This is a genomic window from Paenibacillus sp. P2(2022), assembly GCF_029522175.1.
In the GTDB taxonomy this organism is placed as follows: domain Bacteria; phylum Bacillota; class Bacilli; order Paenibacillales; family Paenibacillaceae; genus Paenibacillus; species Paenibacillus polymyxa.
This window is the reverse complement of the sequence record NZ_JAKWFI010000011.1, coordinates 1-20,799: the sequence shown is the minus strand read 5'-3', so window position 1 is coordinate 20,799 and position 20,799 is coordinate 1. Positions and strand designations below refer to the sequence as shown.

Genomic DNA, 20,799 nt, shown 5'->3' with positions numbered 1-20,799 from the left:
TCGCTGCCTAGTCCCTGTCTTATGAAAAAGCCGCTTCGGCAGCCCGGATGGCTCCAAGTTGCCTTAAAACTGACTGTTAACTCACTAAAGAATATATCTCATTCCAGACAAAAAGAAAAGAGAGCCACAGTTAGTGGCTCTCTTTTTCTTTTGTACCCCAATCCTGCTTTAGGCGAATTAAGCGCCTTCTTCAATAGCAACTTCTTCATCAACAGCTGCACGTTCGTACTCAGTCAATACAGCAGCTTGAATCTTTTCACGAGTTCCTGAAGATATCGGGTGAGCGATATCGCGAAACTCTCCGTCAGGGGTTCGTTTGCTTGGCATAGCTACGAACATCCCGTTGTTACCGTCGATAACTCGGATGTCATGAACAACAAACTCGTTATCAATTGTAATGGATGCAATCGCCTTCATTCTTCCTTCTGAGTTCACTCGGCGGAGTCTAACATCCGTAATCTGCATGTGTGTTTCACCACCTTTTTCCAAATAGGACTTGGTGTATACATTCCACACAGCATTTCGAATTCCTTCTTTTTTTGGACAATTCGTATCCTAAATTCAGGTAATTTTTTTGAAAAGATTTCTTTTCGACATATTTAGGTATTTTATGATGAATTGTGACAATTTACTGCCCTGTTAACTCATCAAAATAATTACCCAGCTTGACTGTAATTTGCTTGCTTCGAGAATCGACTGCGGTCAGATTTGCCAGTGAAATATAATCGTGCAACAGGCGCTCTTCGTTCTCCACCTCGCCCGACTCTACCAGAACACCGACACCAGCTACCTCAGCATCAAACTCTGCTAACAAGTCAACCATTCCTTGTATCGTGCCGCCAGCCTTCATAAAATCATCTACGATGAGCACACGCGATTTCTCACGCATTGCACGTCTGGATAAAGACATCGTATGCAGGCTCTTTTGTGATCCAGAAACATAATTAATACTTACAGCTGAGCCTTCTGTCACCTGATGGTCACGTCGTACAAGCACGACTGGCAAATTAAGCTGTGCTCCGGTTGCATATGCAAGCGGAATGCCCTTCGTCTCTACAGTCATAACCACATCAATCTGACGATCGGCAAAAGCGGTCGCAAATATTTTACCTGCTTCGTTCATCATCGCTGGTTGGCCCAGCAAATCGGATAAATATAGGTACCCTCCCGGTAATATGCGATCAGGCTGCTCCAGCTGCGCGCACAAGTCGTTCGCAAACGCAAGCGCATGCTGCTTGGAGAGCCGTGGGATCAACTTGACGCCCCCTGCTGCTCCCGCCAGTGTCAGAAGCTCGCCAGTACCCTCATCCTCAAATACTTCTTTGATAATAGCTAGATCCTCGCTTATCGACGACTTAGCTGCCCCGTATCGATCTGCAAAATGAGTAAGAGGCACCAATGTATGCGGCCGTGACAACAAAAATTGTGTCATTTCCACCAATCGTGAGCTTCTTTTAAGTTTTTTCACAACAATTCCTCGCGATCTATTCTCCTGCCGCCCGCTTCGTACAATAAAGCACCGGCGGACTGGCCGGTTGCTGGCGGAATGTAAGTGATATAGTAAAATCCGAATATTTAATAGTAAATATATCATCTTCGTACGTATTTGTACAACAATTACCACTATAATATGAAGAAAATATCTAAAATCAGGTCAAAAGTCGTACTGCGTATACATCTTTACAAAAGCCTCTTAGTCCGTTATAGATCCGTGGCACTTTGGCTTCCTTAGATACCAACCCGAACACTGTAGGTCCACTGCCTGACATCAGCACGCCATCTGCTCCTAAACGGATCATGGAGTTTTTAAGATGCTCCACTTCTGGATATAGCTTTAATGTCACATCCTCCAGTACATTACCCAGGGCGTTGCATACATCGGTAAAAGAAGCGTTACGAATCGCCTGTTCCATCTGCCGGGCAGACGGGTGGTGCGTAATCTGATCCGCTTTGACACGACCATACACTTCAGCCGTCGAAACATTAATCGGCGGCTTGGCGAGAATCACCCAGCATTGTGGCGGATTCGGCAGTGGCTTGAGCAGTTCTCCGCGTCCGCTCGCTAAAGCTGTGCCCCCTGTAATGCAGAAAGGTACGTCTGAACCCAATTCAGCACCCAGTACCCTTAATTCCGCATCCGAGATACCGAGTTTCCACAGCTTGTTCAGTCCACGCAATGCTGCAGCAGCATCGCTGCTTCCGCCTGCTAATCCTGCAGCCACCGGGATATGCTTATCCAGATGGATATGGACGCCTGTAGACACGTTATAACGTTCTTTGATCAGACGCGCAGCCTGAAAAGCCAAGTTCTTTTCATCCAATGGTATGTACCCGGCTTGACTAGAAATGATAATGGTATCACGCGGTAACTCGGACATCGTCAATCGGTCGGATAGATCAACCATAGTCATGATCATTTCGACCTCGTGATAACCATCATCCCGCTTACGTAGAACATCAAGCATTAAATTAATTTTCGCCGGTGCTTTTTCATATATTTTCAAGGCGTTCACCCACCTTCAACTTTTCCCTCAAGACAGCTTAACATATTATATCAGACTCAGCCTGTCAAGTCATGAGGTTCAAAAAAGCGGAGATGCCCCGGTATGACCCCGGATATCCCCGCTTTTCATCAGCACCACCGAGAGCTACGATTTGCGAGAAGCCGCCTGCTCCGCAAGCTGAATGGCCCGCTTGACCATATTGCCCGCATCCTTGGCTTTAATGCCTCCCCAGCCTTCTTCCTTGACCGTGTCGTAAAACCCCAGATCTTTGGCTAGTTCGTACTTTAGCTCTTCCGACATAACACTCCGTCTTCTTCGGCTCATGCATACGCCTCCTTCGGCAATGGAATAAGGAAGATCATTCCCGCCTTAGTATGTGCAGAGATATCATGCTTCATCCTGCTCTGCAAATACAAAACGACCCCGCCATTAAAAATGACGAGGTCGCCGTTAAACCTGCAAAGCTGGTATAAATCACGTAAAAAAGAATTAAGGTGTTTCGAAATATTCGACTACACTTGTGTGAGAGTCGGGATCATATACACTGACCTCCACCGACTCGGTAAGAATGTCAGCATAGCTGTAGGAGACACGTTTAAACGTCTGTTGCTCCTGATCCAGCTTGACGATAAAAACAGAAGGGTACGTTTCTTCCAAGACACCAGTTCGTTCGACGGTCTTACGGCGTCCGCCGTTAGCCCGCAGCAAAATCTTTTGCCCTACATGTGCGTCGAGACTGCGTTTGATTTCCAACAGCGTATTTTTAGCCATTGCCTAACGACCACCTCTTTCCTTGTCCATTATAACGAATTTTAGAGGGATTGTCAAATCAAGCTAAATATTATAACAACACGAAAAATAAGTTGTCAATTTAATTTTTTGCGAACAGGAATAATATACATAAAAAATGACAAAAAGCCTCTAAAAAGAGGCTTTTGTTCAGATAAATCCTATTAGGCACATTGAATCTCAGATCGCCGAAGGCGTTACTTTAAGCGTTGACAAATTTTCAAGCTTCGGCAAACCGATGCGGTAGCTTCCCCTTGTTTCAATTCCACCCACTCCGCGGCTGCCACTGATGGTCTGATGAAACAAGTCTCCCATATTGACCGTATCACGGATCGAAGTAAATGCGGCCTTGGCAGCCACGTAAACGGGGTCCAGAGCGTGAATCAAGATACGCCCTGGGGAACTGGCAAAGTTGGCTCCCGCACGTAGCAGCGCCTCAAAATGGGACTGGCACGCACCCGCTACAATTGTCAGTGAATCCAGATGACGCTCATATTGTCTCGCTACCTGAATCGCTGCCACAAAATTTTGCGAATTCTTGTAGCTTTTCAAGCTGTACAAATCATAAGGCTGCGGTTGCTTTAGCACACCATCATGTCCAGTGATGACTACAATATCAGGACGAATGCGGGGAAGCAGTCGGTATAACGTATCCGCCATTGCCGATTCGTGAACGTGATGTCCCTCTGCGGGAACACGGAGCTGTTCATATAGACTGAGACATTTCCTTAAATAGCCAGGGTCTCCATCCAGATGAAGAACCTTTCCTGGCATTTCAAAATACGTTGACTCCACCGGATCACTCCACTCTCCAATCAGAGCCGCCTGGCTACGGGCAGCTTGCTGCTGGCGTGCCCGTTGCAAAAGATTAAGAGACTCCCCGGCCTTAATGTGGGCCTGTTGAGTCTTACCGCTAACCTGGTCTGCCGGCACTCTGACCAAATCGTTCACCGGGGAATCAGCCAGTAGCCGAAATTCCGTCCCCTTAATGATCGCTTTATCCCGCTGGATGTCCTCAACGCGAAACGTGACATCACCGCCGTACGATTTCCGAACGACCAAGTCTCCTAAACTCATCACACTGTATCACCCCTCCTATATCGTATGGGTGAATGCACAGTTTGGTTCCAATTTAGGATATTCCAGCCTCTAACAGCACGGCGCTGAGACGCGCAAATTCCTCGATACTCAGCGTTTCCCCTCGACGGGAAGGCTCAATACCAGCTTGTTGCAACAGCGGCTCCAGCGTGTCCCTGTTCTCTTTAGTGAAGAAGCGGCTTTTTAGGTTATTTGAAATGGTTTTACGACGTTGGGCAAAGGCGGCATGAACCACTTCAAAGAAATGCCTCTCGTCCACCACTTCCACCGGAGGAACTTCTCGTACACGCAGCCGAATAACTGCCGAATCAACATTCGGCTGAGGAATAAATACTGTATTCGGCACCGTACAGACTAACTCAGGCTCGCTGTAATATTGCACGGCTATGCTTAAGCTGCCGTAATCCTTCGTACCAGGAGACGCAGCCATGCGCTCAGCCACCTCCTTTTGAATCATAACGACGATATTCTCCAAAGGAAGCTTGTCCTCCAGTAGACGCATCAGAATCGGTGTAGTGACGTAATACGGCAGATTAGCGACGACACTCACTTTGCTCACGTCTGCAAAATCGACTGCGAACACCTCACGCAAGTCCAGCTTCAATACGTCTCCATGACGAACCTTTACGTGATCGTAAGGGGCCAGCACTTCTTCAAGAATGGGCAGCAGCCGCTGATCAATCTCGACAGCGGTAACTGCCTTAGCCGATTGCGCCAATTTTTCAGTCAAAGCTCCAATCCCCGGACCGATCTCAAGCGCACCCTTTGTATCATCCAAACCGGCAGCATTTACGATCTTGCTCAGAATATTTTGATCAATCAAAAAGTTTTGTCCCAAGCTCTTTTTGAACGAAAAACCGTGCTTTTGAATAATTTCCTTCGTACGCCGCGGTGTTGCTATATCTTGAATCCCTGTCATACGGATATCACAATCCTTCACTTTCGATTTGTGCCAGCGCACTGGCAAATTCCTCACGGCTGATCTGAAATACAGAGAGCCGCTTATGTAGCTGCTTTCCGTTACAATAGCCAATACCCAGTACATTCCCCAAGGCCATACGGCGTGCAGCAGCATTGGGATGGGTAATAAGTCCAGCGTCAATCAGGTCCGCCCATTCAATCAGCGGTTCGGCACCTTCCACTGTCGTATGTACCCGCGCAAGAGCGTGTCTGATGGCTTCCGGGGAGGCATTCTCTACGCCAATATCCCCTTTGCGCGTCGCCTCTGCCTCAGGTATAAAAGCCTGCTTGCAGCCGGGTACCTTGGAGGCGATGATTTTACGGATACGCTCCCCTGCATGATCGGGATCAGTTAAAATAATGACCCCCCGCCGTTCCTGCGCCAATGCAATTTTCCGCAGCGTCATTTTATTAATGGCTGAACCGCCAGTTTCTATCGTATCTGCTTCGACAGCACGGCGAATGGCTACCGTATCATCCCGGCCTTCCACCACGATCACTTCCTTGATCATCTTCGTTTCCCCTCCACTGCTACACAGCAACATATATTTATCTTTCCCTGCTTTTGAAAACAAAATAAGAAGAGGGTATCCTCTTCTTAGCATGGCATAACTATGTTGTTAATACTATCGCATTGTCCTCAACATACACAACCTGTTTTAGTTGATTTCCGGCTTTACAGGTCCGATAACATATACGGTTTTACCGTGCTTACGACCAAATTGGTTGGCCCGGCTTAAACTCTCATAATACACATCGATTTTGTGGCCTTTAATCGCGCCACCGGTATCCTCCGCACGGCGGAAGCCCACCCCTTCAATATACACCCACCACCCGATTGGGATTACACTCGGATCGACAGCGATGGTGCGTCCTTCCGTGACACGCGTGCCGGAGGCGGTACGTGTACCGATACCTGGCTCCTGTGCGGAATACGCCGTCATGGAGACATTTTGTAAAACTTTTCTATAATTAAAATTAATACCTGCTTTACGGACAGCACTGCCCGAACTAACCTTTGTAGCCTTAACCGCATCTTTAGGGCCGATGGAAGCAGCTAGAACGACCGGTTTCTTCTTCGTTCCTACCGCAATTACCTTATCCACACGATTCTGTGCGACTTCCTTGTTGACCAGCTGTTTGGATACCAATTTTCCATCATGGTATACCTTTTGAACATGCTGGACTACCACACCCGATTTGCCACTTTGAATGACTCGATTATCGCCTTTATAGAGACTTGGATCTGCCGTTTTGATGACCTGATAAGGCACTTGTTTTTTCTGTTCGACCTGCTGTTTCTTCACACGGACGATTTTTATGTCCATGTTAGCTGAAACAGAGGCATCCAACGCAGGGTAAACTTTATCCGTTGATGATAATTTATAGCCCGAAGTGCGAATGGCACCCTCTACTGTATTTTCTGTTGTGTACAGCTTTTTCGTCTTATTGCCTGAGGATACTTTAACCTGATTGGCACGTTTAATGACTACGCGATCCCCATCCTGTACTGCCCCATTTAGCGGCATGGAAATTGTATCATGCGGCTGAAGTGAAATAGAATGCTCATTGAGCAAATCTTGGAGCTTGGATTCCCGGGTTTCTACCGCAGATGCCTTACCATCGATGACAAAAAAGACTTGTTTTTTAGATTGCGTGTACATCAGAATTGAAATCATAATCGTTAGTGCGATTAGAAAAATAGCAACCAAAGCAGCCTGGCGCACATTCTCTTGCTTCCAACGTAATACGTAAGACATGCTGGATGAGCGTGACTCATGGGTCTCCTCTTTTCGGAAAATGCCCATTTCCTCCGTCCTCCTTACATAGCCCGCCGTCTGGAGTAAGACATAGTTGATCGTTGACGTGACTATAACAGATTTTCTACAAGACAAGCCCGTACTGCGACTGTCCTGCACCATGTACCCGTCTTCGCGGCATGCTGTCCTCCCCTGTTTAACCACAGTATGATGACAGATTTTCTTTTATTCACAACAAAAAAAGCCAAAGAAAGAGACTAGAGAGCTCTTTCGTGGCTTCCGACATGTGTGAATATGCGGGAAAACTCATGCACGAGATGGCTTCTCTCTTGTTACGCTTACGGGGTTAGCTGTCGGGTTCGGACGTAGAGAGTCGCCCTAGCTTAGGTCAACCGCTCATGGCGGTCGCCTTCACATTCACCCCGAAGACCCAGAAAGAAATCGAAATACGGCTTCTCTACCTGTTCATCCCATTCGGGAAATGAATTTCGGTTGAGCCGGCTGCTGAAGAGACATTCTCTCTTGCACATACGCCGGACGTACTGTAAGCCATATCGGTTCCCCCGTTCCCTGCAAAAGGGACTCAGCGAGACTGGTTCATGAAATGATTTGTTGATGTTTACACTCAACAACAATTCACTGAAAAGATGATATCCTGTTTCCATGCATGTTGTAAAGCAGGTTTCAAGTACATTTTTTAAAATATTCGGTTAAAAAATTGTAATATTCTTGAGTTTCCTGCAACAAAATCATAATTAGCTCCGTCTATCTCTTTATTTTGATTGATTTCTTCGCTTTTTCACTGAATGTCAAATCGTTCCAAAGCATTTTGGGTCGTAATGGATACCAATTCCTCCACCGTAATTCCCTTAATTTGGGCGGCTGCCTCTGCCACCAATCTCACATGGGCCGACTCATTTCGCTTCCCGCGAAACGGATGAGGCGTCAAGTATGGTGCGTCCGTTTCAATCAGCAGACGATCCAGCGGAACCTGGGCCAGTACCTCTTTTGGCTGCTTGGCATTTTTGAACGTTATGGGCCCGCCAAAGGAAAGGTGAAAGCCCATATCCAGCACCATTTTAGCGGTCTCCCAGCTCCCAGAAAAGGAGTGCATGACTCCGCCAATCTCGCTCGCCTTTTCCTCACGTAAAATTCTCACAATATCTTCATGCGCATCCCGGTTATGGATAACAATTGGCATGTTGAGCTCACGTGCCAGACCAATTTGGTTTCGAAGCACCCGCTGCTGTACATCCTTTGGTGATGTATCCCAATAGTAATCCAGACCGATCTCTCCGATCGCTACAACCTTTTTATGACTGCATAACGATGCAATCCATTCTAAATCCCCCTCCTGCATTGTAATAGCATCCTGCGGATGCCATCCAACGGCCGCATAAATAAAATCATACGTCTCAGCCAGCTTCATGGTGGATGGAATGGTCTCACGATTAAATCCGATATTGATCATCCGTGTTACTCCTGATTCGACAGCACGTGCTATAACTTCTTCACGGTCTTCGTCAAATTGTGGGGCATCCAGGTGAGTATGAGTGTCGAATAAATCCAAGGTTTTCATCTCCTTTTTTTACTTACATTTCTATATATTTGTCTATTGTTTGACAAAATAATTCCTTATTTCGGCAGGAAGCCTGTCTTTTACCCCGTTCAATTTATTTTGGGGAAAATACATGTGATATTTTCCTCGGTGAATGCCACTTATTGAGCGCACAATTTCTGAAACTTCGGATATTTCCCGCACCTCGCCCTGACGTCCAAGCAGTAAAATCTGGTTGTCCGTTGAGCCGCCCTGCCGAAACACATCATAAGGAAGATCTGTTGGAAAATCAATTTCAAGATCATATTCAGGATGCAATCCAGCCTCTTTCAAAGCCTCTCGAATATGGTCAACGGTATCTGTATCCATATTTTCAATCTCTACATATTTATACAATCTACGATCCATAAAACGGCTGCTCAAATCACTTAAAATTTCGTCCTTTTCCCGTTTCCATTGGCTAAATACCGTCTGAATCAAAGACTCATCGAGCATCAAATACTGCTCCACTGTTAGTTCTCCTTTTAACAGATCGGGCAGCGGATCAAGCAGAAAACCAAACTCATATCCGTTTTTGAACAATTCCTTTGCTCTCTTGAAAATTTTACGTAACAGGATTTCCGAGCTGCGTGTTACAGGATGGAAATAAATTTGCCAGTACATCTGATAGCGTGACATTAGATAATCCTCTACAGCATGCATACCCGACTCTTTTACGACAATTCTCCCATTATGAGGACGCAACAAACGTAAAATACGATCCAAATCAATCGTTCCGTAGTTAACACCTGTCGAATGAGCATCCCGCAACAAATAATCCATACGGTCAGCATCGAGCGGACTTGTTACCAGGTTGACAACAATCGGCTTATCATACGTTTTGGCTATAACCGCCGCGACTTTGTGGGGCAGCATCTCATCCACTTGCCGTAGCACAGCGTTAATCTTCGTGTCGCCCAGTACAATGCGGCATGTCCAATCCTCATGGTTCATATGAAAGGCTTCTTCAATGGAATGAGAAAATGGACCGTGCCCCACATCGTGCAACAAAGCAGCACACAGAGCAACCAGTCTTTCTTCCTTTGGCCAGTCGGGAAAGTCTCCACGTTCAAATTGGGAAATGATGCGTCTCGTAATCTCGTATACGCCCAGTGAATGTGAAAACCGGCTATGCTCCGCTCCATGAAACGTCAGATAAGATGTGCCTAACTGCCTAATGCGTCGTAAACGTTGGAACTCCGGCGTATTGATCAATCGCCATATCGCAGTATCCTGAACATGGATGTAATTATGTACCGGGTCCTTAAAAACTTTTTCTTCACTGAGTGGCTGGTGCAAGATATCAGCTCCTTTAATATTCGGAATAATGGATTAAAATACAATAAAATCCTAAACGTCCTCCCTTATTCGACATTGTTTGTCGTAATATGTCGAATTATCACTTTTCGACATTTCCAAATCGACACACAAGACAAATCATCCGTAAAATAAGGTAATTCACATGAATAAAGCTCTTTGTTCTAAATACTTTTGCATAATTAGGCTGTTACTACTTTTTTAAGGTTGACTGTTTTGGGAATCGTTGGTATAGTAAATATCAGAAAAGAGAAAATTTTGTCGAATGATGACACTTATATTATTTTAAACGGCGAGAGGAGCCTGATTTATTATGATGAAATCCACTGGTATTGTAAGAAAAGTTGACGAGCTCGGACGTGTTGTTATTCCAATCGAATTGCGCCGTACCCTGGGAATCGGAGAGAAAGACGCTTTGGAAATTTACGTTGATGGTGAGCGCATCATGCTTAAAAAATACGAGCCTGCTTGTATCTTCTGCGGCAATGCTGAGAACGTAATTTACTTCAAAGGGAAAATTGTTTGCCAAGATTGCATTTCCGAAATCCCAACACCTGTGACAAACTGAGAATTTTAGTATATAATAGACTTATCAGAGATTGTTAATTCTAACCTTTTTCATATATACTCCTTGTTGCCTTCCACGGTTTGAACCCAACCGTTGGAAGGCCCTTTTTTGTTTACACACGTACTCATAAAAGTGCGTTGTATACATCCCTCTTGGAAATTGAACGGTCTGTGGCTGTACGCTTCATGGCATCCTTGCGCGTAAGCCCCTCTGACTCGTAATGCGCGACGTGAGACTCCAAAGATAAGTCCTGCCACCATGCCTGACGCTCCTGTTCCTCTTCCTCTTCGTTTTTCCCCTCAACGACCAGACAATATTCACCAATCGGTGGGTTCTCCTCTAGTTTTGCAAGACATTGCTCCACTGTTCCACGCACCCATTCCTCATGCAGCTTGGTCAGTTCACGGGCAAGTACTACGTTGCGTGATCCTAATGTTTCCTTTATTACTGTCAATGTCTTTACAATACGGTGGGGCGACTCATAAAAAAGAATCGTGCCATGGGATACCTGAAATGATTGTAACAACTTCTCTAGATCCTTTTTCTCCCTTGGTGGAAATCCAGCGAAGGTAAACCTCTCTGTATCCAGTCCTGAGGCAATTAAAGCGGATAGTGCAGCATTTGCCCCTGGGATAGGAATAACACTGATTTCTGCTTCAAGTGCCAGCTTGACCAGATCCGAACCAGGATCAGAAATGGCTGGTAGACCTGCATCGCTAACCAGTGCCAAATTTTTTCCTTCTATTATATAACGTATCAGCTCAGGCCCACTGGCAGCTTTATTATGTTCATGATAACTGAAGAGCATTTCCGGCGTGATGTCGAAATGTGTGAGCAATTTGCGTGTCTGTCGCGTATCCTCAGCAGCGATAATATTGCATGACTTTAGGGTGTTAATTGCCCTAAAGGTCATATCGTCCAGATTGCCAATCGGGGTAGCAACGAGATATAACTTTCCCCGTTCCTCTTCACGGTTACTAAAGCTTTTTTGTACAGCTGCTGTCACACTGAATCCCCCTTGCTTACTTCTCCATAGATTTCCCTTATTTCCTGAGTATAGTTCCCATCTTCCTGATATACAATGAGTGGGGGTAATAGACGAACTTCCGGTTTGCCGTCACGCATTGCTTCAACAAGTACCATATTTGCTTCCATATGAATCCGTGGGTGAACAAAACGTATCCGCTTGGGTTCCAGGCTATAACTGCGCATCAAGGATATAATCTCACCCAGGCGCTGTGGGCGATGAACCATCGATACTTTCCCCCCATTTCGGACAAGCCGAGAACATGCCTGGATGACTTCTTCCAGTGTACAGTTCACTTCATGACGAGCAATGGCCTGGTGAGGATTCAGCTTGATATCGCTACCATTTAGCGGCATATAGGGAGGATTCACGGTAATCGCATCATACACGCCATGTCCCGTGATTTGAACCAGCTCACGCAAGTCTCCTTCCCGAATCTCAATTGCAGATTCTAATCCATTCAAACTGACAGACCGTCTAGCCATATCTGCCAGGCGTGGTTGAATCTCAATTCCTTCAATAGATGCTTTGGTGCGTGTCGTCAACAGTATGGGAACAACCCCATTGCCCGTACACAAATCGAGAATCTTCCCACGCTGAAGCGGAATACCAGCAAACCGTGCCAGCAAGACCGCATCCATCGAAAAGCTGAACACTTCATCACTCTGAATAATACGCAGATTGTGTGAAAGCAGATCATCAATTCGTTCAGACTTCTTTTCATTTTCGTACATAATGCTCTCCTATCCTATAACCTAAATCGCTTTTTACTCATACTTCCTTACAAAAAAGCCGTAGGCAATCTTGCTCCTACGGCTTGTTTTTATTTATTCAAAAATGACAGACAGAAGAGGCAATCGCCTTCTGTTCGCAAATGTCCGTAATACACGTTGCATATATGAAATCCTTCATGATACAGCCTTGCCAGATTGTCGTAGCCTTCGCCCACGACCTCACCCGTCTCCTCTTCATTCTTAACGACGATCGGAGGAGGAAGCTTCGGCTTGCTTGCCGTCTTTTCTTCTCCAGAGGTTTCACGTTTGAGCATCTTGCGCACCTGTTCGTTTTCAATCGTTAGTCGTTGATTTTCCTCCAGCAGCTCTTTTACTGCCAGTTTCAATTCACCCAGATCGCTATGCAACTGTCCCATTTGGGTTTCCATTTCGTGAATACGCGCAAAAACATTTAATTTATCCAAGTTTCCACCCCGAAGCAACCTAATGGTTTACTTGACGACTACATCGTCCATTGGAAGTTCCTTGACCTTACTGATCTCAAACAGTTGAACATGTACCGTACGATGGCCTGCATTGACACCTACCACTTTTCCTTCTCCCAGAGAGGTGATAACCATCTTACCTACCTGAGGCAGCTCTTCCCGCATGCTCTCGTAGTTATCATGTTCAAATTTGAGACAGCACATCAATCTTCCGCACAACCCGGAAATTTTCGTCGGATTCAGCGACAAGCTCTGATCCTTCGCCATCTTAATAGATACCGGGTCAAAATCCCCCAGCCATGAGGAACAACACAGAATACGTCCGCAAGGTCCGATTCCACCAAGCATTTTAGCCTCATCCCGTACTCCGATCTGCCGCAGCTCAATTCGTGTACGAAAAATGCTGGCCAAATCCTTTACAAGCTCTCGAAAATCAACCCGACCCTCAGCCGTAAAATAAAAAATGATCTTATTGCGGTCAAATGTAAATTCCACATCTACCAGCTTCATTTTAAGGTTATGGTCTTTAATTTTATTTAAACACGTACCGAATGCATCCTTGGCCGCCAATTTATTCTCTTCTACAACAAGAGCGTCATCATCTCCGGCAATACGAATGACTTTTTTTAAGGGTAGGACAACATCCGAATCATTTACTTCTTTTTTGCCCACCACAACCTTGCCATATTCAATACCGCGAGCGGTCTCTACTATGACGCAGTTTTCTTTCTCCACTGGAAGGTCCAGCGGATCAAAATAATAAGTCTTGCCCGCCTTCTTGAAACGGACACCCACTACACTATACAAAAATTAACCCCCTTGTATGCCACTAAACCTCATTTGTAGCCGACATTGTAAGAATGGCCGCAATTGAAGTCTCACTGTCGCACAAACCGGGAACCTGGCGTCGCGGATTGTGCAGAGTGGAACAAGCGCGCCTTCCTGTTAGCCGGTGATAGAACCGCTTGTATCGGACAACCCAATCAGAAGCTGCTCCACGCATAATTGTCCGTTGACGTGAAAACGGAGCTTCTTCCTGCAATTCGCGGCCAAATCCATATAAGAGACCCATTGTTCCGTGCTGCGGGTGATTGCCAATTTGGAGACGGACTCCAAATGATCTATGAAAACAATGCTTTCGTGCCTTCCGTAACGGAAATGAAGCATATCTTTAAACCACAAATGAAACAGATGAAACAGAATATCCAGGTGTTCAGAAAGTCCAGTTTTAAAAATCTTCTGTTGAGCCAGAATAATCGACGAACTCCCCCGGCTCATGGACTCCTTCACTAATTGTAACACTACGTTTCTAATTTCTGCAAACCAATTCTGCTGGAGAATTTCTCTACATGATTCCAGTCCTGAAGCCATATGAACCACTGACCGGACAAGTCCTGCCGTATAGCCTTCCCCAATTAACACCTGCATCATCATTTCCGGCTGTAAAGCGTGGAAAGGCACCTGCTGTGTCCGCGATTGAATCGTAGGCAACAACGCCTGTCCATTCTCTGAAATGAGTATACCGACCACGGGAATCTGAGGCTCCTCCAAAAACTTAAGCAAGCTGTTAGCAGCTTGCACTGTCATGGTATCCGCCTGTCGAATGATATATACCTTCGGGTTGGAGCTTTCAGATTTGTATGAAAATATTCGTTGAAGCCCGCGAATCTGATCGATTTTAACCGTTGCTCCATCAGGCTCCACAATGTGCAAGTCCGGGTGATTCCCGTGCTCTACCTTGCGGCATGACAAGCACTCGCCACATGCATCATCCGTCTGTTTTTCACAGAATAAAGCCTTGGCAAAGGTCTGTGCCATGTTCAGCTGTCCGCTTCCCTGCGGTCCGCTAAAAACATAAGCATGGCTGACTGTGTGATTCCGCAATGCACTTTGCAGCATTTTTTTGGCTACATCCTGCCCCAATATATGTTGGAAAGACATATTTCCTCACTTTCTCCACTGAAAACAACGATGAATCATCAGCAAATCATTGTTTTCCCGGGCGAGTTTGTTGATGTTGTGATGCTCTCACCCTCAAATCATGGTTCTTCAGTATAGCTGTGCCGCTATTCGCATATTACGTTTGCCCACATGTACATAGTCAAAAATAATCTGCCAGCATGATCAGCAAGCAGATTATTTCTTCGTGGCAACAGCCCGTCTGTATTCATTTATAACATAAGACTGCATTAAAATGAGAGATTAATCAGCAAGCCTCTAATCTCACCGACTCCTTGCAAAAGCTCAATCTTCCCTTGCTCGGTATCGAGCAGCTCATCTGCCATTTTGAGCAATAGCTCATCCACTTCATCAATAAGCTTATAACGCTTGCTGCGTCCCCGACGATCCCATCCCTTTGTGTCCTTCATAGACACGCCCCGCCGAACCGTATCTTCCAAAAACCGTTTAACCAGCATCTTATAGGCCTTCAACTCACGAATCGTCATTGAGCGAGCAAGACGGTCTCCCTGCATTTGAATTTCCTTAAAGCGCCGGTTCAATTCCTCCTTCGAAGCCTGCTCCCCATTTTGCTGCATAACATCGGAGAAGCTTTTCGGCTGAATTGGCTTGGCACTCGTTTCATTTGTAGACAATGTACTGTGTAAAGGGCGGTAGCCCGGATTTATTTTCATATAAACCTGCTTTCTCCCCGGATGCTTTCCTTTGCCTCAACGAACAGTTCAATAGAGAACTCGGGAGTCTCTTCGGCTTTCCGGGGGCTGCGCTGTAGCGCTGCCGTTTTAGTGGATCTGCTTCTCATTCTCATCGTATGAGCGAGAAACAGGCATTTCCACTATCATATCGGCAAAATAGGTTCTATTGTGTAGATTCAGAAATGCTCGAAACGGTCTACAGGCATCACGAAAACTGTCGCTCCACCCACCTGCACTTCAACAGGCAACGGCAGATAAGAGTCCGTCGTCCCACTCATAGGGGTAACGGGTGTGACCAGCTGTTCACGTACCTTGCAACTGCTGCGAATGACATTCATCAACGAGTCTACCTGATTGTCATCGACACCAATCATAAATGTCGTATTACCTGCACGCAGAAATCCCCCTGTGCTGGCCAATTTGGTAGCACGGAAATTAGCTTTCACCAGTCCGCTGGATAATCTATTACTGTCCTTATCCTGTACAATCGCAATAATCAGCTTCATCCTGTATTCCTCCTTCAAGTCATATTAGAGACAGCCTTGTCCCTAGCTCAATTTTACCGTATATCCTTCGACAATTATACGCTAAAATTCTGAATAAACCGCTTTTTCAGCAAATCCTTCAATACTTGCTCTACCTGTTCAGGTGCGGGAGAGGCATCCACAATCGTAATTCGTTCCGGAAATTTGCGAGCTAGCTCCAGATAAGCCTCTCGCACCTTATGGTGAAACGATATGCTCTCCATATCTAGACGATCCATTTCCTCTCCCCGTGACGCATTGATTCTTGCTAATCCCAACTCGGGCTCAATATCCAGATAGAACGTGGCATCCGGCTCCCAATCATCCACCGCAAAGCGATTAATCGAAGCTACCTCTTCAATGCCAATCCCTCTTGCAAACCCTTGATAGACCAGGCTACTGTCCACAAAACGGTCACACAATACCATAGCTCCTTGCTCAATAGCCGGCTTTACCTTCTCCACCAAATGCTGGCGCCGCGCCGCCGCATATAAAAGCGCCTCTGTTCGGGCATCCATACTGGTATGAGCAGGGTCCAGAATGATAGAACGAATCTTTTCAGAAATTTCAATGCCGCCCGGTTCCCTCGTCGTGACGACTGGATGGCCTTCTTCCTCCATATACTTCGCCAGTCGTTGGATCATGGTTGTTTTACCGGAGCCGTCTCCCCCCTCCAGCGTAATAAAAATGCCTTTGCGATTCATGTTATTCCCTGCTTTCCTGCCTGAAAAATAAAAGTCATCCACAGGCTGCGTATGCTTCTTTTATCCAGTCTTCTGTATTTGTTAATTCTCTAGTATCTAATCTTTATTGTAAACGGAATACCCGAATCGTAAGCATACTTTCATCTGCTATCCCTTGCCATTTAGCTCCTAGCTCACGTAGACGAATCATCCGTAGAGCAATCACTTCTGTGATCATTTCCCCTGCATATAGCAGCGGGATACCTGGAGGATACGGGATAATCATTTCAGCAGCTATCCTGCCAGCTGATTCCTCCACAGGCACGATCTCCATCTGATCTGGATTAATCGGTTGAAGCCCAAACTGCACCGGACTGGAGTAAGCCTTCATTCCCTCATTGTTCCACGTGGAAAAATCGAATTCTAGTCTCTGCTGCTCTATCCCCGCTAACTCCGGCTTATCAGCCGTCCACTTAAACCTTATATCATTATTTATATGCACAAGAGCCTGCAACAGGTGACTCGCATCCCTAGCTGTAGAGCCTAACGTAAACAATAAAACCACATGTTTCTCGTCGCTCATCTCTGGGATACAACTGTAAGTCTCCAGCTCACGTTTTAATCCAAAGCCATCTAATACACCCCATGTATCATATAGCACCATTTTAAAAGGGTCCTGAGTTGAGTACCCATCACTTCTCTTCTCGGCCCTTTCCAGAGCCTCAGAGATCCCCTTCTGAGCGCCACACTGTTCACTTGCCTGCTGTGTAGGTTCTACCAAGCGAAAGCGTGGGAGCTGCGCCAGCCCCTTTCTAAAAGCGTCTGCTGCTGCTAGGCCCTCTGTAAAGGCATCCGTGCCATAAGCATCGATATACCATCTTGCCAAATCGAGCGAGGCCATTAATGGATACGAAGGGCTGGAGCTTTGCACCATAGCCAACCGCTGACGGAGCAGTTCCCGATGAATTCTCTGTCCTTGCACATGTAACATGGCTCCCATGGTCATAGCTGGAAGCATCTTATGTGTCGATTGGACAACTATATCAGCACCACAGGAAAGAGTAGAGACTGGCAAACGAGGATGCAGTCCATAATGAGCACCATGTGCCTCATCTACCATCAACGGCACATCGGCTGCATGACAAGTTTTAGCTGTAGCAGTCAGATCATGCCCCATCCCATAATAGTTAGGGAGCGTAAGTAATACTCCTTTAGCCAATGGATAGGCCTTGAGAGCAGCCTTTATCGTGTCTGTCGATGGAGCAACCGCCAGCCCGCTTAGTGTATCTATTTCCGGATCTAGAAATACGGCCTTGGCTCCCGATATCATGAGACCGTTCAGTACAGATTTGTGTACATTTCGCTGTACCAATAGTACATCTCCTGGCTTCGTGCATACGGTCAAAATCATAGCCAAATTTCCGACTGTGCTGCCTCCAATAAGCCAAAAGCTCTCTTCTGCACCAAAGCACTTCGCAGCCAGCTCCTGACCTTCACGGATTACGTCTTCTGGGTGATGCAAATCGTCCAGTCCGGTAATTTCCGTCGCATCAATAGACATCACCTCTTGCAACAGAGATGCCATTTCTTCATGCCTATAGACTTGTCCATTTTTATGACCGGGTACATGGAAAGAAGCATTCCCCTGAGACCTGTAACGTATTAGAGCTTCCACTAATGGTGCATGAACCGCCTTTTTCCCCATCATTCTGCAATCCTTCCAAACAAAGCTTTATATCTACCCTATTTTATCGTAAAATCAAGCGGAATCCTACTTTTACTCACAGAAAAAAAGGCCCGTATCGACAGACCTTGGAATGCCCATCCTTCAAACACTAGCTAGCGAAGGATATTATGCATTTTTCTGTACCCAAATTTGCTTTAGTTGATCAATAAAAAAATGATATTTGGCGTCAGTTGCATCCGTGTGCACCATTTCCGCTTCACACGTATCACAGATAAACTCGGAAACGATAAAAATGCCTTCATGTTTGTGTTGTCCGCATATGATGCAGCGGTGGTCACCTTGATCATGCATATCCATCCCACCTTGTTTCTTTTACTATTAGTATGGGTCACTTTCTACTATTTTAAACCTTTTCATAGCCCAGTTCGACGATATACTCTATATATATTCTCCTTGGGCTATTATGGTGTTTGTACCCCGTATGTTTAAAAAAACAGCCGCATATGCCGATATAATAAGAAAAGCTTCTATAGTATGGATGCCCTTTCATCGAAGCCTTTGTACACTTCATCAGTGAGAGCTTTTCCTGTAATTATAGAATAGGTTAGCTAACGCTAGATGTCGTCGTTCTATACTCTTACAAAAAATAATTGATGCTTATTAAAGCGGCATGAGCGAAGTACCGTCCCTTTTTCCGGCTGTGGACGGGAAGCCACTTGTGATGCAGTAGATTAATGAAAGGACTGTTCGCATGACAGAGGAAACCGGAACCAAAGCTACCTACTATCACTACAAGCTCATCAAAAAAATCAATATACCGCGTCAGCTGATATGGAGTCACCTCACACTGCCTGTTATTATGCTTCTCTTTCTGCTTCTTGCCTTTTCCTGGACTAGTGTATTTTTGTTTGCTCTTGCCTTTTTCCTAACCTTATGGGTACACTTCGTAATCTCGCGATCTGTCCTATATATAGGTGGTGGGCCAGCCTTCCGCAAACGCTGGGCATTCCAGCGCAGGTTGCCTTGGCTAGGCTATATGACAGACCAGTACATAGGCTATAGGATTTTTCGTCGTGTGCACATACATACACTCTGGATTGGTACCTGCTTATCTGCCGTATTCATTCTCTGGTCTCCACCAGCCTTTACAGTATCCTTACTCTTCTGGCACTTATGGCTCATTGCACCGCGTTTATACGTCTTGAGTCGGCTTACAGGGGAGAGAAAAGATGGCATGTTGAAGTTCACCGATGAAGAAGCCTCCTACTATCAACAGTAAATCAATTCACCTCCTATCTGTACAGATCGAAACTTCAACTAATGTATCTCCAACGCTTCAGCCTAAGAATAATAAAAAGGAGCAACCCGACCCGGGTTGCTCCTTTTTTGTAATTTAACAATTATAATCCCTTTATTCTCTCACTAAATAGACTTAGACTTTATCCACATTATATATGTCGTTAAATTAGTAAATCAATCTATACACAAATATATAAAAGGAAGCCACTCTCTACACAACGGCAGTTTCAAGTGCTTCCCCATCTTATCATTCATCATTATCCGTACAGCAACCAATACACTATGAGTTAACTATGACCCCACAATACATCTTGTGTTGCATACTTAAGTGAAAATCGCACTCTTAATTAAGGTCTACACTTTTACTCTTCACGGTAGCTTTTCTGTCTTTTGGAACCAATACGGTAAAAGAACCATCATGCACAGACAAATGCACCATGTGTTTATTTTTCTGGAACACCTTCTGATTCGAGGTAGATAAATTCGGTTCCTCAGTCCAGCCCCAGGCTGCAATCTCCTCCAGATAAGGAGCAGGTAGACTATCGCTTTCCTTCAACGCTGGCAATGCATAGCGTACATAGTCCATGTCCGAATTGCTGCTGGCCCGATCGGTTTTACTAGCTTCTTTGGGAACCGGAAACGTCTTCTCGTTAGCAGCACCCTCAAACGATGTCCAAGAAGGCTCCTCTTCCACGCACCCGGTAAGAATCGCGACAGCGACACTGAATAGCACCAATAGAGCAAGCCATTTATTTCGCCGCATGATCTTCCCTCCTTACCAGCCTGATTGACTATACAAAATCCTATAATGGAGTTTGCATAATTCTGCAATATAGCAGCGTATGTGTATGGGATTCAATACCTATATTATACAGGGTTTGCTCTTACATTCCGTAACAAAAATGTTACCTTCCTTTTGTAAGGATATTTCCAAATTACATCTATATGCAAAAAAGAACCATAATCTTAATAAGATCATGGTTCTCTACTTGTTGCTTGGCAACGTCCTACTCTCCCAGGACCCTGCGGTCCAAGTACCATCGGCGCTGGAGGGCTTAACGGTCGTGTTCGGGATGGGTACGTGTGGAACCCCTCCGCTATCGCCACCAAACA

General features: G+C 45.6%; 24 protein-coding genes, 1 rRNA gene and 1 riboswitch. Of the genes, 2 read left to right on the top strand and 23 right to left on the bottom strand.

Features of this window, described 5'->3' with window-relative positions; genetic code table 11:
* Positions 1-177: 177 nt before the first annotated feature.
* The 11 genes from spoVG to MMB75_RS23085 form a co-directional block, all read right to left on the bottom strand.
* On the bottom strand, positions 178-465 hold the full coding sequence (spoVG, locus tag MMB75_RS23135; RefSeq protein WP_007428016.1) for a septation regulator SpoVG: 288 nt from the start codon (positions 463-465) through the stop codon (positions 178-180).
* A gap of 163 nt (positions 466-628) precedes the next feature.
* Positions 629-1,468, bottom strand: a complete 840-nt coding sequence (purR, locus tag MMB75_RS23130) for a pur operon repressor (protein WP_013368673.1) — start codon at positions 1,466-1,468, stop codon at positions 629-631.
* A 181-nt stretch (positions 1,469-1,649) separates the two neighbouring features.
* A complete protein-coding gene (ispE, locus tag MMB75_RS23125) occupies positions 1,650-2,504 on the bottom strand; it encodes a 4-(cytidine 5'-diphospho)-2-C-methyl-D-erythritol kinase (RefSeq protein ID WP_025676573.1) in 855 nt (284 codons plus the stop codon).
* A gap of 144 nt (positions 2,505-2,648) precedes the next feature.
* Entirely contained in the window at positions 2,649-2,828 is a 180-nt protein-coding gene (locus MMB75_RS23120) for a small, acid-soluble spore protein, alpha/beta type (protein WP_007428013.1), read from the bottom strand.
* Positions 2,829-2,993: 165 nt separating this feature from the next.
* On the bottom strand, positions 2,994-3,275 hold the full coding sequence (veg, locus tag MMB75_RS23115) for a biofilm formation stimulator Veg (RefSeq protein ID WP_013308120.1): 282 nt from the start codon (positions 3,273-3,275) through the stop codon (positions 2,994-2,996).
* Positions 3,276-3,473: 198 nt separating this feature from the next.
* Positions 3,474-4,370 (bottom strand): sporulation peptidase YabG, encoded by an 897-nt coding sequence (gene yabG, locus MMB75_RS23110; protein ID WP_025363644.1) that lies wholly within the window; start codon positions 4,368-4,370, stop codon positions 3,474-3,476.
* A 55-nt stretch (positions 4,371-4,425) separates the two neighbouring features.
* Positions 4,426-5,310, bottom strand: a complete 885-nt coding sequence (gene rsmA / locus MMB75_RS23105) for a 16S rRNA (adenine(1518)-N(6)/adenine(1519)-N(6))-dimethyltransferase RsmA (protein ID WP_016818922.1) — start codon at positions 5,308-5,310, stop codon at positions 4,426-4,428.
* A 7-nt stretch (positions 5,311-5,317) separates the two neighbouring features.
* Complete coding sequence (gene rnmV / locus MMB75_RS23100) at positions 5,318-5,863, bottom strand: ribonuclease M5 (RefSeq protein ID WP_016818923.1); 546 nt, start codon at positions 5,861-5,863, stop codon at positions 5,318-5,320.
* Positions 5,864-6,010: 147 nt separating this feature from the next.
* A complete protein-coding gene (locus tag MMB75_RS23095; RefSeq protein WP_016818924.1) occupies positions 6,011-7,159 on the bottom strand; it encodes a 3D domain-containing protein in 1,149 nt (382 codons plus the stop codon).
* 271 nt (positions 7,160-7,430) lie between these two features.
* A riboswitch (cyclic di-AMP (ydaO/yuaA leader) is annotated at positions 7,431-7,710 on the bottom strand.
* A gap of 200 nt (positions 7,711-7,910) precedes the next feature.
* Positions 7,911-8,681 (bottom strand): TatD family hydrolase, encoded by a 771-nt coding sequence (locus MMB75_RS23090; protein ID WP_016818925.1) that lies wholly within the window; start codon positions 8,679-8,681, stop codon positions 7,911-7,913.
* Positions 8,682-8,723: 42 nt separating this feature from the next.
* Entirely contained in the window at positions 8,724-10,007 is a 1,284-nt protein-coding gene (locus MMB75_RS23085) for an HD domain-containing protein (protein ID WP_017427068.1), read from the bottom strand.
* Between the two features lie 331 nt (positions 10,008-10,338).
* On the opposite strand from MMB75_RS23085, the gene MMB75_RS23080 reads away from it, so the two are divergent.
* Positions 10,339-10,593: an AbrB/MazE/SpoVT family DNA-binding domain-containing protein gene (locus MMB75_RS23080; RefSeq protein WP_007428005.1), complete on the top strand. Its 255-nt coding sequence runs from the start codon at positions 10,339-10,341 to the stop codon at positions 10,591-10,593.
* Positions 10,594-10,717: 124 nt separating this feature from the next.
* Here MMB75_RS23080 and rsmI read toward each other — a convergent pair whose 3' ends face one another.
* The 10 genes from rsmI to MMB75_RS23030 form a co-directional block, all read right to left on the bottom strand.
* Complete coding sequence (gene rsmI, locus MMB75_RS23075; RefSeq protein ID WP_016818927.1) at positions 10,718-11,599, bottom strand: 16S rRNA (cytidine(1402)-2'-O)-methyltransferase; 882 nt, start codon at positions 11,597-11,599, stop codon at positions 10,718-10,720.
* Entirely contained in the window at positions 11,596-12,354 is a 759-nt protein-coding gene (locus MMB75_RS23070; RefSeq protein ID WP_016818928.1) for a tRNA1(Val) (adenine(37)-N6)-methyltransferase, read from the bottom strand. The genes rsmI and MMB75_RS23070 overlap by 4 nt, the downstream gene beginning before the upstream one ends.
* An 89-nt stretch (positions 12,355-12,443) precedes the next feature.
* Positions 12,444-12,818 carry a DNA replication initiation control protein YabA gene (gene yabA / locus MMB75_RS23065; protein WP_016818929.1) on the bottom strand — a complete coding sequence of 125 codons (375 nt, stop codon included), beginning with the start codon at positions 12,816-12,818 and terminating at the stop codon, positions 12,444-12,446.
* A 27-nt stretch (positions 12,819-12,845) separates the two neighbouring features.
* Positions 12,846-13,646, bottom strand: a complete 801-nt coding sequence (locus tag MMB75_RS23060) for a PSP1 domain-containing protein (RefSeq protein WP_013368662.1) — start codon at positions 13,644-13,646, stop codon at positions 12,846-12,848.
* 138 nt (positions 13,647-13,784) lie between these two features.
* A complete protein-coding gene (holB, locus tag MMB75_RS23055) occupies positions 13,785-14,780 on the bottom strand; it encodes a DNA polymerase III subunit delta' (protein ID WP_025363640.1) in 996 nt (331 codons plus the stop codon).
* A gap of 248 nt (positions 14,781-15,028) precedes the next feature.
* On the bottom strand, positions 15,029-15,472 hold the full coding sequence (locus tag MMB75_RS23050) for a YaaR family protein (protein WP_013368659.1): 444 nt from the start codon (positions 15,470-15,472) through the stop codon (positions 15,029-15,031).
* Positions 15,473-15,669: 197 nt separating this feature from the next.
* Positions 15,670-15,999, bottom strand: coding sequence for a cyclic-di-AMP receptor (locus MMB75_RS23045; protein WP_007427998.1), 330 nt, complete (start codon positions 15,997-15,999; stop codon positions 15,670-15,672).
* A gap of 74 nt (positions 16,000-16,073) precedes the next feature.
* Positions 16,074-16,721 carry a dTMP kinase gene (gene tmk / locus MMB75_RS23040; RefSeq protein WP_045245223.1) on the bottom strand — a complete coding sequence of 216 codons (648 nt, stop codon included), beginning with the start codon at positions 16,719-16,721 and terminating at the stop codon, positions 16,074-16,076.
* 103 nt (positions 16,722-16,824) lie between these two features.
* Complete coding sequence (locus MMB75_RS23035) at positions 16,825-18,408, bottom strand: aminotransferase class I/II-fold pyridoxal phosphate-dependent enzyme (protein ID WP_277511096.1); 1,584 nt, start codon at positions 18,406-18,408, stop codon at positions 16,825-16,827.
* A gap of 144 nt (positions 18,409-18,552) precedes the next feature.
* Entirely contained in the window at positions 18,553-18,738 is a 186-nt protein-coding gene (locus MMB75_RS23030; protein WP_013368656.1) for a sigma factor G inhibitor Gin, read from the bottom strand.
* 400 nt (positions 18,739-19,138) lie between these two features.
* Here MMB75_RS23030 and MMB75_RS23025 point away from each other — a divergent pair, with 400 nt between their 5' ends.
* Positions 19,139-19,666, top strand: a complete 528-nt coding sequence (locus MMB75_RS23025; RefSeq protein ID WP_216976836.1) for a hypothetical protein — start codon at positions 19,139-19,141, stop codon at positions 19,664-19,666.
* 363 nt (positions 19,667-20,029) lie between these two features.
* On the opposite strand, the gene MMB75_RS23020 is transcribed toward MMB75_RS23025, so the two are convergent.
* Positions 20,030-20,449 (bottom strand): hypothetical protein, encoded by a 420-nt coding sequence (locus tag MMB75_RS23020; protein WP_013368653.1) that lies wholly within the window; start codon positions 20,447-20,449, stop codon positions 20,030-20,032.
* A gap of 231 nt (positions 20,450-20,680) precedes the next feature.
* Positions 20,681-20,797, bottom strand: a 5S ribosomal RNA gene (rrf, locus tag MMB75_RS23015).
* Positions 20,798-20,799 lie beyond the last annotated feature (2 nt).